Below are 14,092 nucleotides of genomic sequence, written 5' to 3'. Positions count from 1 at the left end.
ACTGATCCCCCTTGTTTCGGATTTAAAAGGTGTCGATGACCCAGTCCATTGTGGCAAAAAAAGATTTCTTGATCGAACTGACGACTCCTGCAAGCCCTGTCTGCACATTACTGAACAGCATCTGCTGCTCACCATTCGGTTGCGCCAAGGACTCTATCTTTACGTCCGCAAATACCCCGTCATAAATGTCGTCCTTTTTGTTCACTTCACTATAGGCCGCTCCAAATGCAACACCACCGCTGCTAATGCTTGGGTCGATCTGTTGCTTGTCCAAGAGCGGTGTCTTGTCCACGGAAACACTGAGACGGTCGCCTTGAACAATCATTTCGAATGCACGCGTATTTTTAATGTTGATCGGGTATTTTTCCAGCTCGGGAGCACCAGACTCGCCTTGCTCTCTCGTATAAACAGAGGCACGGTCGAAGGTCAAATCCTCGGGATTCCAAATCACTTGGCTCAATTCTGTCTTGAAAAGCTCCTGGACTTCTCCTTTTTCCTTCTTCTGCTCAACGCGCAGCTCATTATCATGCAGGACGACCCGTACAAAGCTGCCTTTTTCCCGATCATAGCGCAAATAGATGGACTGCTTGCCGATTACATTCCCTTCGAGCTTGGCAGAAAGCTTGATATCCTTCTGGCTGTCGCTGTTTTTTAAATATAACATGCCAGAGCCAGCTGCTGGAGAGGTCAGGACGATCTGATCCTCCATAAATTGTGCGGCGCCACCGAGACGATCCCACCCTTTGGCTTGCTCTTCATCGCCGCGAACGAAGCGAATCTTTTCGTCAGTGTCTTTTTGGATGCGCATCAACAAATGATTCGTGTACCAGTAAGGCTCCGGCTGCACGCGAGTCAGGTTGTAGAGATCGCCCTCGCTGTCGTTGTAGGCGGTTCCTTCCCGGTTAAAGTGCATCGTAAAATACTTTTTGATATTCGCGTCGTTCGCATCCGCTACCAAGCGATTCATCCCGCCATACAGGGTGTTCGCATGCATGATCATATAGGCACCCGGGACAAAGCCCAATTGATCCATATACGTATCATTCATCAGCTTGTAGTCTTCGTTGATTCTCGCTTCCATCTTGCTTCTGTCTTCCATCGGGATCATATTGCTGTCACGGATAAAGTCCATCAAGTAGTGGTTATAGTAGCCTACCTTTGTTTTGTTTGATAATTCACTCTCATCCTTCACCCCGATGAAATTACCCTGATCATCAAATACATTGATATACGTCAGCCGATAGCCGTTGGAACCGAGCTCCCAGAAGCCATTTTCCATCATTTTTTTCATATCTTCCGGCTGAAGGAATTTGTTCTCGCTGTTTCCCATCTTGTTGCCGTAAGACAATGCTGTTGCTTTGAAGTTGTACTTCTCCAAAAGCGGCTGGGCAAACAAGCTCGAATCGTTCCGGCCATCTTCAAAGGCTAGGAACAGCGCCTTGTCAGGAAGCGGCTTCTTTTTCTTGTAAAAGTCCAAGATATCTTGTTGCGAGATCGTTTGATAGCCCTGGTCATACAACGCCTGCAACTGCTCGTCCAATTGCTTCTTGGCTACTAATTTCGGTGTACCCGAACGACCCACGCCAAAATAGGAGATGGCGATAAAGCCTTTTTCATTCGTCCAGCTCGCTTTATTCGGTTCCTCGTACTTCTTCCAATCAAAGACGGCATTGAATAACATGACACCCAGGACGACTAAGATAGCGACCTGGCTCAGCGTCTTGATGAATTTATTGCGATCTTTTTTCCGATAATCCAAGACATCGCTCGTCGTTTTCCCCATAACTCCTGACACCCTCACTCCCTTTGTCTTTCCCTCTTAAAATGGCAGTCCAAAGCCTTTTTTGTTTCTCTTTCGGGCTTCTTTTTTCAATCTCGCTTCGACGTCCTGTGGCGTTTCTCGCGTGCCCCACGTAGATTTCCAGAATGTCACCCAAGCAACAGGCATCTGCCACAGCAGCACCAGCTCATAAAACACACAAAAGACAATCCCGAAAACCCATAGCTTGCTTTTACGGAAAAACAGATGGGCCAAGCTCATTAGGAGCGCCATCAACAGCAAGCCCATTAAAAACGTGCCCGGGAAAACGAGATGAACGACCGGGACGTATACGAGGTTGTACAGGACGATGACGGGAGCAGCGATAGGAACAATCAGACCAATGTAAAAGAAGATCGCCATAAAAGGCTCCTTGCGCCAAATAAAGCCGCTGGCACGTAAAGATTCCCTCAACCACGAGCGCTTCCAGCGCATCTGCTGCTTCAAAAATACGTTCATATCTGACGGCACAATCGTCGAGCAAATCGCAGAATCCTGATAGCCTGTCCGATGTGTTCGCAAAATAAAGTTGGTCATGCTTCGGTCATCGCCAAAAGTGGCGGGCTGCCCGAGAAACTTCTGATTGAGCCATGCTTCGGAATGCTGCAAAATCAATTCCTTACGATAGCAAGACAACGGCCCGGACAAGCAAGTAACACTGTCAAACCACGACTCAGCCGCTTTCATGATGCGAAAAGCAATGTAGTAACGAACGGTTTGCAGCTTGGTGATCGCGTTAGTGAACTTGTTTTCCACATCCGTACGCCCTGCGACACCACCCATTTTCGGGTCTTGGAAAGGCTGTACGAGGTTGCGGATCGCAGTCGGTTCCAAAAAGCTGTCTGAATCAACGAAGACAACCAAATCGTGCTTGGCCATTTCCACACCTTTTACCAAAGCGACCCGTTTCCCGCCGTTTTCCGGAAGAATGTGCATCCTCACGCGTTCGCGGGTCATATAGCGCTCGGCCTCGTTATGAATCATATCGATGACCTTTTGAATCTCTTCTGCTGATCGGTCTGTCGAGCGGTCGTCTACTACGATGACCTCCAGCTTATCAATCGGGTAGTTCTGATTCACACAACTCAAAATCGTCCGGTGAATCCACTGTTCTTCGTTAAAACACGGGATAATGATGCTCACGCCCGGTGTATAGTCCAAATTGACAGGAACCTCCCGATAAAGAGCACCAAATAAATACCGTGTCAGCAAAAAAGCAGCGGCAATCAAGCTGTACAAATACAAGTACATGTTGTATTTGAAATAAATCACACTCTCCGCGCGCATGAGCACGATAAACGCCGCAGCGAAAAACAGGGAAGCACTTGAGATATAAATGGCGTATCCCCAGCGCTTTTTGCGAAAATACTCGGTCAGCGGTTTGGAAAACTCGAAGGCGAGCATGAACTTCTGATACCCGTCCTCTTCCTGGGTAAAACAGCGAACAACCGTTGCATCCAGCTTCACCGTTGACTCATAGCCTTCTGGCATTGTACCCGGCGGGATTGTGCAATGGATCATAAACACTTGTCCCACCTGGATGTCTTCCCTCTCCGAATCTAGTTCAACTAATAGGCCAGTCGAAGAAATATCGACGGCTCTCGCCTTGATTCCATCCTTGAGCCGCTGCTTCTTGGTCAATAGCGTCACCGGGAAATCCGCCATATAGCGCAGACTCAGCATCCGAATGCGATTCAGGTATTCCGGGTCCTCCAGCTTTCCTGGCTCATTCGTATCTTTAGCACCGCGTCTGTCCACTTGAACACGAATTTTCTCCGGGTCTGGCACATTCGACAGCACGCGCCTCTCTGTTTTGGAAACCGTCAATACTTCTTCGATTTTCTCTTTCTTTTTCGGCTTTATTTTCTCTATCAACTGTTTCATCCCTGTCGCTCTCTCCCCCTCCACTGCCTACAAGCTCCAGTAATGAATCCCACTGTTTTCAAAGTCAGCTTTGGAATAAATCTCTTTTATATCGATCATGATTTTTGCTGTATTCTTGCCGTACATCGCGGCAAAATCAGCGACTTCCATCTGGGCAAAGGGAGCATGTGGGACCGCTACAACCACAATGTCCAAGTCGCGGAGAGCCTTCATCTCTGACAGCTCGATGCCGTATTCCTCGTATGCCTCCCGAGGATTCACCATCGGGTCTACGACCAACGGATTCATGCCGTATTCTTTCAATTCCTCAATAATATCCGTCACCTTGGTATTTCTGATATCTGCGCAGTCTTCTTTGTATGACAGACCTAATATGCCGATCCGTACATTTTGAAGATCGAGCTTCGAGCGAACGGCCATCTTAATGATTTGTTGGGCGACATATTTCCCCATGCCATCGTTAATGTGTCTAGCTGCCAAAATGATGCGGGAGCGATAGCCGCTGTCTTCTGCTTTGTACGTTAAATAGTAAGGGTCAATACCGATGCAATGCCCTCCGACCAACCCCGGTGTAAAAGGGAGGAAGTTCCACTTGGTTCCTGCCGCTCGCAATACTGCCTTCGTCGGAATATCCATCTGATTGAACAGCATCGCCAGCTCATTCATAAACGCAATATTGACATCCCGCTGAGCATTTTCTATGACTTTTGCCGCCTCTGCTACCTTGATGCTTTCTGCTCGATAAACGCCTGCCTTGATCACGAGCTCGTAGACGCTTGCTACGATTCCCAGTGTTTCTTCATCCATCCCCGATACGATCTTAATGATGTTTTCCAGACGATTTACCTTGTCTCCCGGGTTGATGCGTTCAGGTGAATAGCCGATCTTGAAATCTATACCACAACGCAAGCCCGACTCCGTCTCCAGGATCGGCAAGCAGACATCTTCGGTTGCCCCTGGATAAACGGTTGATTCAAAGACAACGACTGACCCTTTTCTCAACTGTCTGCCAACCATGCGGGATGCACTTTCTACATATTTCAGGTCTGGAACATTGCCGCTTTTGACCGGAGTAGGCACTGCCACGATAAAAAATCGAGCTTCCTGCAATCTATTTTCGTCTGAAGTGAATTCGATAGCAGTGTCACTCGTCAGCTCCTGATCCACGTCTGCATCATGAAAGTGTCCCTTTTGATAAGCTGCTACTTTCTCTTTGTTTACATCGAATCCAATCACAGAAGCACGTTTGGACAGTGCCATCGCAATCGGCAAGCCTACGTACCCAAGACCGACGACGGCAATTTTCTCCTTCCTCTCTACAATCCCTTCGTACAAATTCATTAGCTGACTCCCTCTCCCTGTTCTATTTTGGCTTTATTGGCCAAACATCTCTGTCATGGGTACAAGCGTGTATCCTTTGCTTCTAAGCTGGTCAATGACAATTGGTAGCGCCTCTGTTGTGTGAATGTCATCGAGCATGTGCAGCAGAATCACGCTTCCGCTACGCGTCTGCTCCATAATGTCTTTGACGATTTCGTTGGCACTCCGTTTCTTGTCGTAATCGGACGGCGTCACATCATAAATCGTAATATCCTCGTAGCCCGTTGCTGCAATCGCCTTGAGTGTCTGTTCGTCGAACGCCCCGGTTGGCGGTCTGAAATACATCGTCGGCTTCTGCTGAATGGCTTCGGTAATGATCTGATGCGCTTTGACAATCTCTTTTTGCAATTCTTCCGGCGCAATTTTGGTATTCACCGGATGAGAGTATGTGTGATTGGCTACGTCGTGTCCCGCTTCCGCAATCGCTCTCGCCAGGTTTGGATTTCGCTCTACACCATCTGCGCGAAGGAAAAACGAAGCTTTTACCCCTTTTTTGTTCAGGATATCGAGAATCTTCGTAACCGTTTGATCCGTACCCCAATCATCGAAGGAGAGGGCGACCATCTTCTTGTCCGTTTCTTTTCGATAGATAAGATTTGGCTTGGACTCGTTGTACGCCGCATTCATTTTTGCTGCATCAAAACCGGGAATTTCTTGCAGCGGCTTTCGCTCCCCGCCTTGTGCAATTAACTCGTGCAATGGGACGAATCTGTAACCAACATTAGTAGCTGCCTCTGCGAGAAGACGGATGTTTTCGATTAGAGACTTGTTCTCTTCTGTGTCCATTGCAATGATGCCGCCGCGATTCATATATTTTCGTAAATAGCGGCTCTTGTCAGCTCCCGTCTCTTTTTGCCAATTGTGCAGGAACAGACTGGATGACACGACGGCTTCTTGTCCATTGTGAGCAGCTACCAGTCGGAGATCGTCGTTGTACTCACCCGAATCCGTCCTGACATACCGCGGTGTTTTGTCCGTTTCTCTTTGAATGATCTCATTGGTCAACTTGATGTCTTTGTACATTTTCTCGTAAGGTTGGCCCTGCAAATCCGATTTGTTCAATGTATTGTTTTCAATCTCGTGACCCCTGGCGACAATTTCTCGCGCAATGTCAGGCTCTTCAGCTACTCTCATCCCTGGCATGAAAAAAGCTGCCTTGATGTGGTACTTGTCCAACTCATCTAGCAGTCTTTTCATCGTGTCCTTATCTGCCATCCCATTAAAAGTAAGAGCAAGCTGTCTTTGCGTCGTGTAGACCATGGACACTGCCTTGCTCTTTTCCCCTTGGTAACGCTCAATTTTTTCAGGTTTGGCTGGCTCTGGGCTGTTATCTGCACTGTTTTCATTTTGCTGAAACGGTGAGCAGGCTGCCACCAATACCACTATCGCTACAAGGGAGATCCAGTGAAATAATCGGAACCCACTGGCCCCTTTCCTATGACTAATCATGATTGCCCCCTTTTCATGTAAGAAATGCCGTTTACGCATAAAAAAACGACTATTTCATCTGCGCAACAAGTCAAGTGTAATCAAACACTCCTCCGCAAAAATGAACATAGTCTGCCTCCACACGCTAGCCTAACATAACTGCCTATGCCTAACAACTATATGAAGCGGTTTCATTTATGACAATTTATGGTCCCGGTGACGATATCCTTCCGGACGCTGCTTTCAAAAAAAAGACGAGCCTCTTTGGACTCGTCTTTCATCTGCTATAGCTTGATCGCGATTAATTTTAGTTCGGTCAGTTCCTCGACAGCATACTTAATGCCTTCGCGGCCAAAACCACTGTCCTTCACACCGCCATACGGCATGTTGTCTACGCGGAACGTCGGAATGTCGTTGATCATCACGCCTCCGACCTCCAGCTCTTCCGCTGCTCGCATAGCCGCGTGAATGTCACTCGTATAAATGCCTGCCTGCAAGCCGAATCGTGAGTCATTTACAGCCTCAATTGCTTCGTCCATCGTCTCAAACGGTGTAACGACTACGATTGGACCGAATACCTCCTGGCATGAGACGGCAACATGAGCGCCCACATTCGTCAGAATCGTAGGGGCAAAGAGATTGTCACTGACAGGCTTCCCGCCAGTAACTACATGTGCGCCTGCTTCTACTGCTTCCTGTACCCACGCTCCCATGCGTTCATGATCCTTGGCTGAGATCACAGAGGACATGTCTGTCTCTTCTTTCAGCGGATCACCTAGCACGAGCTTTTCTGTGCCAGCCTTAAACTTCTCCAGGAACTCTTCGTACTTGCTCTGGTGAATATAGACGCGTTGCAGCGAGATACACACTTGACCGCTAAAGGAGAAGGCGCCCATCACGCAACGATCAATCAACGTTTGCGTGATTTCCACGTTGTGGTCGATGATCACTGCGGAGTTGGAGCCAAGCTCCAAGGTCACGCGCTTGAGTCCCGCTTTGTTTTTCATCGCGATACCAACCGCAGGACTTCCGGTAAACGTAATCGCGGCAATTCGGCTGTCAGTGACCAGCTTTTCGCCTACGACTGCGCCTTTTCCAGGTAAAATATTGAGCGCTCCGGCAGGCAATCCCGCCTCTGCGAAAATATCAGCCAAAATCAGCGAGCTAAGCGGCGTCTGACTCGCTGGCTTCAGCACAACGGTATTTCCTGCGGCAATAGCAGGACCGACCTTGTGAGCTACGAGATTAAACGGAAAGTTAAAAGGCGTGATCGCGCCAACTACGCCAATCGGCTTGCGTACCGTAAAAGCAAGACGTCCTTCACCGCCCGGAGCTGCATCGAGCGGGACCGTCTCTCCGTGGATGCGCTTCGCTTCTTCTGCTGCGAACTTGTAGGTCTGGATCGTCCGAGCGATTTCTACACGACCCGTGCGAAGCGGCTTGGCGGCTTCCTGTGCGAGAATGACCGCCAGTTCTTCCTTGCGTGCCTCCATAATCGCAACGGCCTTTTCCAATATCAAGGCGCGCTGACTGGCTGGCATTTTTGCCATGACTTTGGCAGCGGCTTTTGCCGCCTTGATTGCCTCGTCGACGTCATGATCGTCTGCCTGAGCGATTTCTGCCAGCAGCTCCCCAGAATAAGGGGAGTAGAGCGGCGCGTATTCTTTTGCTTCTTTCCATTGTCCGTTGATGTAGAGATGCTTTTTCATGAGTATGGAGAACCCCCTCGGGCGTTTTAGTTCGTCACGTATTGGCTTTTCAGAACATCCGTCATAATATCCAGCGCCTCTTCCAGTTGCTCGTCTGTAATAACCAGTGGAGACAGGAAGCGCAGTACGTTGCTGTGGACGCCAGCGGAAAGCACGATGACGCCAGACTCGTAGCAGCCTTTGGTCAAGCCAGCAACGAGCTCCTTCGCTGGTTGCTTGGTTGTTGGATCGATAAATTCTACGGCGCACATCGCACCCAGTCCGCGCACCTCTGCGATCACAGGGAACTCTTTTTGCAACGCGTGGAAATGTGCCTTGATCTTGTCTCCGATCACCTGCGCACGGCCGGACAGGTCTTCACGCTCCATTTTCTCAATGACTGCCAATGCCGCTACGCAGCCAAGCGGGCTTCCTCCATAGGTACCACCGATCTCACCCGGGTTTGGCGCGTCCATGATTTCTGCGCGTCCCGTAACCGCAGAGATGGGCAAGCCTGCCGCGATGGATTTGGACATGGTGATGATGTCTGGCTCGATACCGAAATGGGTAGAAGCAAACATGGCGCCAGTACGACCGAAGCCTGTTTGAATCTCATCGGAAATAAACAGGATTTGATGCTTTTTACAAATGTTATAGACACCTTGAACGAAGGACACAGGCGGAACGATAAAGCCGCCTTCTCCTTGAATCGGTTCCATAATCACAGCAGCCACTTCTTCCGGTGCAACCTCAGTCAAGAGGAAGTCCTCGAACTGACGCACGCAGAATTGCGCGTACTCATCATCTGTCATGGATTCCGGCTTGTTCAGTGGATACGGGAACTGCGCTTTATACGTTGCTGGAGCGAATGGACCCATCTGGAATTTGTACGGCTTCACTTTGGAAGTCAGTGACATGCCGAGAAGCGTACGACCGTGGAAGCCGCGGCTAAAGGAAATGATGCCTGGGCGTCCTGTGTATTTGCGGGCGATTTTTACCGCATTCTCTACTGCTTCTGCTCCGCTGTTTGCAAGCATCGTCTTCTTTTCAAAGCTGCCTGGCGTGATTTGCGTCAGCTTTTCAGCCAAGGCCACATATGGCTCATACATCCCGACATGGAAGCAAGGATGAATGTATTTGTCCAGCTGTGCTTTTAGTGCCTCAACTACCTCTGGCGGGCAGTGTCCGGCATTCAGTGTGCCGATCGCTCCGGCAAAATCGATGTACGTATTGCCATCTACATCCGTTACCAATGCACCTGAAGCTGACTCTACAAAAACAGGGGTATTGTTGCCGACACCTTTTGGAACGAACTGCTTTCTTTTTTCAATCAGGGCCGCTCCCTTTGGACCTGGCACACCAGCAGCTACGTTTACAAATTGACGTTGTTTAGACATATCGTTTCCTCTCCTCATTCGAGATGGTATTGGTTGGATTGCTTGCTTGTAAACTCAACCACGATATGTAGCAATACCTATGCCAAACGCCAGAAGTTGATGAAATCGCGTTTCTGGCACTACCGTCACAACAAATTATTCAAAAGTGAATCAAAAACACCCGAATGTTCGATTCACTTTTGAATAAACGATTCATTTTTGAATCAATTGGAACGAATCCGATATTTTTGTAGCTTCCGCACGACAGATGGCTGGCTAATGCCGAGAAACTCCGCGATTTCTCCCGTGGTCCGGCAGTGCTCGGATGCGTAGCGCAGCCATTTTTCCTCTACCTGCTCCAGTGCTTCCCGAAGCGACATTTTGGAAGTAGCCAGACTCGGCTCCATCGCTGTCTGCTCTTCCCCTGCCAACCTGATTTCCACGGGCAGATGCGAAGAAGTGATCACATCTTCGTCCGCTGTGACCACCATTCTCTCCAAGACGTTCTCCAGCTCGCGCACATTGCCGGGCCACTCGTACTGCATCAAGGCATGTGTTACGGCAGGATCCAGACGCTTGTCCATTCCGTATCGTTCATTGAGCGAACGCACGACGCGCTTCAGGAGAGCCGCGATATCCTCTGGCCGATTTCGCAACGGCGGGACGTGGATCGGGACAACATTCAGGCGAAAATACAGGTCCTGCCGGAACTTCCCTTCCTTCACCATCTTCTCCAAGTCGCGATTAGTGGCGGCAATCAGACGAAAGTCCACGTCGCGGTACTGCGTGCTTCCAACGCGCTGCAACCGTTTTTCTTGAATCACCTTCAACAGCTTGGCCTGCAAGGTCAGCGGCAGCTCTCCCAGCTCGTCCAATAAGAGAGTCCCTTGGTTCGCCATCTCGATAATCCCTTGCTTGCCCTGCTTGGCGGCTCCTGTAAACGAACCAGCCTCATAGCCAAACAGCTCGGATTCCAGCAAGCCCTCCGGGATCGAGCCACAGTTGATCTCCACGAATTGTCCACCCGCACGACGGCTATTGCGATGAATTTCTTTTGCGATCACATTTTTCCCGACACCCGATTCTCCGAGAATCAGGACAGTCGAATCGACAGCCGCGACTTTTTTGACGAGACGCTCAATGGCTTGCATTGGCTGACTCACTGCCACGAAGCCCTCCTGATGCTTTTCTCGCAGCTCCTCAATCTCGGTTTCAAACTGTTTGAGCTGCTCCGTGAGACCTTCGTAGCGCCGTTTCAATTCCATAATTTCAGTCAGGTCATGGGAATAGCTGATAATCGAATGCATGCTGCCATCCTCGTTCCAGACGGGAAACGCCGTCACCATCAGCTTTCGACCGCCGGGTATTTCCTGCATGATTGTCTGCGGCGTCTTGGCATCCATGACTTTTCGCGTGACAGATGGAGAAAAGACCTTCCTTTTTTCCAGCTCGATGACGTTCTTGCCCAAGAGCTCTTCCTTCCCGATGCCGTACACATCATAGGACGAATCGCCAACCAACCGGATGTAGCCCTCATGGTCCGTGATTAACAAATGATCGCGAGACGTTTCAACAATGGCCTCTAATACGCGGCTCATCCATTTCTCCGTGCTTTCTTCTCTCTTCATCTCTTCGCCGCCTCTCACACGCCGTTGTGTCCGATCTGTGTTTATTTTTTCATTATAGAAAACAGCAAGAACAACGACAACACATGAAAAATATGTAAAAATAGCCATCATAACAAGCCTTGCGAGATGGAAAGGATGGTAGGAATGACGCCCACAGTCGGAGACATTTACTGTGTTTTTGTCGAGAAGCTGCAAAAGTACACAGCTTGTCAGGTCACATCGATAAAAGAACCTGGCACGAGTAACGCCAACCTCATCAGTATCCTCGAGCTCGACTGGAGCAGCGACACGTTGCCCGATGAATCGGAGCTGCATCAGATGAAGCCCTTATATTGCGACTACTTCTTCTGGAACAATGTGCTCGAGCACAGCTATGTCGATAATGTCGTGCCTAAAGGCTACATAAAAGTAGGGAATATACCCCCTCTCGTGACAGAAGAGACAAGGAGTTACGGCAGTTGGGATGTCGGAGGGAGCCTGTATCGTCAACATAAATGGAATCAAATTCCCGAGGAGCGTCGCCAGCAGTTCAAACAGGCCGCAAAGGATGACACGATGATTTCACTGGGCGGGGAGAGCCTGCGCCGATCTAACAACGTCATTCATGCAGACATCCTGCGAAGCCTGACGGACATCTCTGAATTGGAAAAGCTCCCTTGCCTGACAAGAATCTATGCAGAGGAGCCCACCGATTCCTTGCTTGCCTTTGTCAAAAGCAATCCGTTTATTCGGGAGCTACACCTGGAGAGAGCCAATGTCTCCTCTCTTGACCTGACAGGAAGCCAACTCAGTAAATTCTCTCTCCAAAACGCGGAAGGGCTGGAATCACTGTATCTGAACCATGGCTTACAAGAACTCATACTGGATAAGGCCATTTCATCCAACCTGTTCATAGAAGCCGAACAGGATGGGTATTGGCTGACCGCCTCGTTCTCAGATTCGCTGCCGCTTCACCGCGGACTCGACCTTTTAGGAAAGCTCCATCTCCGCAATGTGACGGAGTTGGACATGCAGCCACTCGTCCAGCGGTACCCCTCGCTCCAGGACATCCGTCTGTGGGGCAAGCCTGGTACCCTCAGTAATCTGGGCAGTATCAAGCATTTGAAGGAGCTACTGACGTTTACGACCTACGATCTGTTTGGCTTCTCCGGGGACGAGTTCCCTTCGCCAGATCAATTTCCCAAGCTCTCCACGCTCTGGATGACGAGCCTCCCGGCAGAAGCGGCCAAGACCATTAAAGCCGCCTATAAAAAAGAAGTGAAAAATGGGCTGGATTTGTCCATCACCAAGCCGCGCAAGCCCGAATGGCTGGCCAATAATTTAACCAATCCGTTTCGTGATTGGGATGGCAGGGAACACATCTCAAAGGCCCACGCCAACAAGGCCGCCAGTCTCTATAAAAAAATGAACACCGCGATCAGTGCGCTTGAAAAACAAAGCAACGAAGACGCGACGAATGCGGAAGAAATACAAACTGCTTTGCGTTCCTTGGTCAAAGAGTACACAGAGACTTTCAACAAAATGGATCGCCGGACAGGCTTTATCGAAACGGTTGAGCGGGAAGAAATTTTCGTTGTGCTCGATGAGCTGCTTCAGTCGGCAAAACGGAATTTGGCTACTGCCGGTGTGGAAGTAAATGTGGACGAGCTTTTTGCTATTTTTGATCAAACGCGTGATTTTTGAGTGAGAAAAAAGACGCCGCCTCTCCCAAAAGAAGGCGGTTTTGTTTGCTTAGGCATTCTTTTTGATTACCCACGTACTCATGCAACGCTGTCCTCCTACATTCACTGTTTTGATTGGCTCCAGAAAAACGCCTTGCAGTTTTTCCGTCATACCCACCATCGTCTGTTCATTTACGAGAAAACGGGTGCTTCCGTCCGGCAACAAATAACGTTCGTTCCCCAGTGGCTGTACAGCATGCTCAATTCCAATCGAGGAAGCAAGACGCATGAATAGAATGCCTCCTGGTTTCAGTACTCGCCACAGCTCCTCTAGCATCTGGCGAAAATGCTCTTCGTTTTCAGCAAAATGAAGAACCGCATTACTGATGATGAAATCGAAGCTTTCGTTTTCAAAGCTCATGCTCTCAATCGGTTCCACACGAGCGCGCTCCGCTGACCAGTCCGGTGTCAGTTGGGATGCCATTCGCTGTACAGACTCAATGGCTTTTACCGATTGGTCAACCGCGTACACCGAATAGCCATTTCGCAAAAAGTAGACCAAATTCCGCCCCGAACCGCAACCGGCATCGAGTACTTTCATTTCCTTCGTTACCCGCCCCTTTAACAACTGATCAAACAAGTAAATATCCATATCGCCAAACTGCTCGGCCAGATTCATATCTATCACAGCCTTTATCCGATTTTTCTTCAGTGTACCAATTCGCTCGTCATCTTCCAACAAGGCTCACATGGCACAGATTTACAAAAATGATAGTTGACACCTGGTGACTACAAGTGTAATCTTTAAAGCAGAATCAACGACTACAAATGTAATCGAGGGAGATGTATTACTTGGACGAGCAACCGCGAATCTCGGATGCCGAGTGGGAAATTATGAAGGTCATCTGGGCAAAGTCACCTGCTACAGCAGCCGATGTCATCCACGCCCTGCGAGACAACAAGACGTGGAAAGACAACACAATCAAAACCTTGCTCAGCCGCCTCTTGCAAAAGGGTGTTCTCACCTATGAGCAGGTCAATCGAGTCTACTATTACTCCCCAGCGCTCACTGAGGAAGAATGCAAGCGCCAAGAGCGCCAATCCTTTTTGCAGCGCGTGTACGGCGGGGCCTTAAAGCCCATGCTGGTTCACTTTTTAAAAGAGGAAAAGCTCTCCTCCCAAGAGATTGACGAGCTGAAAAAAATCCTTTCCGAAAAGGAGAAATAAG

Annotated in this window: 10 protein-coding genes; 2 read left to right on the top strand and 8 right to left on the bottom strand. The window is 49.3% G+C overall.

Going from position 1 to position 14,092, the window contains the following annotated elements; translation table 11 throughout:
- Nucleotides 1–22: 22 nt before the first annotated feature.
- The 7 genes from C7R91_RS22380 to C7R91_RS22350 form a co-directional block, all read right to left on the bottom strand.
- On the bottom strand, nucleotides 23–1,783 hold the full coding sequence (locus C7R91_RS22380; RefSeq protein ID WP_047070145.1) for a polysaccharide deacetylase family protein: 1,761 nt from the start codon (nucleotides 1,781–1,783) through the stop codon (nucleotides 23–25).
- A gap of 36 nt (nucleotides 1,784–1,819) precedes the next feature.
- The gene (locus C7R91_RS22375; RefSeq protein ID WP_047070146.1) at nucleotides 1,820–3,703 is read right to left on the bottom strand and encodes a glycosyltransferase; all 1,884 of its coding nucleotides are present in this window, start codon (nucleotides 3,701–3,703) and stop codon (nucleotides 1,820–1,822) included.
- Between the two features lie 27 nt (nucleotides 3,704–3,730).
- Nucleotides 3,731–5,044, bottom strand: a complete 1,314-nt coding sequence (locus C7R91_RS22370; RefSeq protein WP_047070148.1) for a nucleotide sugar dehydrogenase — start codon at nucleotides 5,042–5,044, stop codon at nucleotides 3,731–3,733.
- A 33-nt stretch (nucleotides 5,045–5,077) separates the two neighbouring features.
- Nucleotides 5,078–6,532: a polysaccharide deacetylase family protein gene (locus C7R91_RS22365; RefSeq protein WP_047070150.1), complete on the bottom strand. Its 1,455-nt coding sequence runs from the start codon at nucleotides 6,530–6,532 to the stop codon at nucleotides 5,078–5,080.
- 263 nt (nucleotides 6,533–6,795) lie between these two features.
- Complete coding sequence (locus tag C7R91_RS22360; protein ID WP_047070151.1) at nucleotides 6,796–8,220, bottom strand: aldehyde dehydrogenase family protein; 1,425 nt, start codon at nucleotides 8,218–8,220, stop codon at nucleotides 6,796–6,798.
- A gap of 26 nt (nucleotides 8,221–8,246) precedes the next feature.
- The gene (gabT, locus tag C7R91_RS22355) at nucleotides 8,247–9,596 is read right to left on the bottom strand and encodes a 4-aminobutyrate--2-oxoglutarate transaminase (RefSeq protein ID WP_015893916.1); all 1,350 of its coding nucleotides are present in this window, start codon (nucleotides 9,594–9,596) and stop codon (nucleotides 8,247–8,249) included.
- Between the two features lie 203 nt (nucleotides 9,597–9,799).
- The gene (locus C7R91_RS22350; protein ID WP_047070152.1) at nucleotides 9,800–11,203 is read right to left on the bottom strand and encodes a sigma-54 interaction domain-containing protein; all 1,404 of its coding nucleotides are present in this window, start codon (nucleotides 11,201–11,203) and stop codon (nucleotides 9,800–9,802) included.
- Nucleotides 11,204–11,347: 144 nt separating this feature from the next.
- Here C7R91_RS22350 and C7R91_RS22345 point away from each other — a divergent pair, with 144 nt between their 5' ends.
- On the top strand, nucleotides 11,348–12,886 hold the full coding sequence (locus C7R91_RS22345) for a hypothetical protein (protein ID WP_047070154.1): 1,539 nt from the start codon (nucleotides 11,348–11,350) through the stop codon (nucleotides 12,884–12,886).
- 48 nt (nucleotides 12,887–12,934) lie between these two features.
- Here the strand turns inward: C7R91_RS22345 and C7R91_RS22340 are convergent, their stop codons facing one another.
- A complete protein-coding gene (locus C7R91_RS22340; protein WP_083995083.1) occupies nucleotides 12,935–13,603 on the bottom strand; it encodes a class I SAM-dependent methyltransferase in 669 nt (222 codons plus the stop codon).
- Nucleotides 13,604–13,716: 113 nt separating this feature from the next.
- Here C7R91_RS22340 and C7R91_RS22335 point away from each other — a divergent pair, with 113 nt between their 5' ends.
- A complete protein-coding gene (locus C7R91_RS22335) occupies nucleotides 13,717–14,091 on the top strand; it encodes a BlaI/MecI/CopY family transcriptional regulator (protein WP_047070155.1) in 375 nt (124 codons plus the stop codon).
- Nucleotide 14,092: the final 1 nt, after the last annotated feature.

The organism is Brevibacillus formosus (genome assembly GCF_003013405.1).
Classification (GTDB): Bacteria; Bacillota; Bacilli; order Brevibacillales; family Brevibacillaceae; genus Brevibacillus; species Brevibacillus formosus.
The sequence above is the reverse complement of the archived record's forward strand: the minus strand, read 5'-3'. Positions and strand labels throughout refer to the sequence as shown.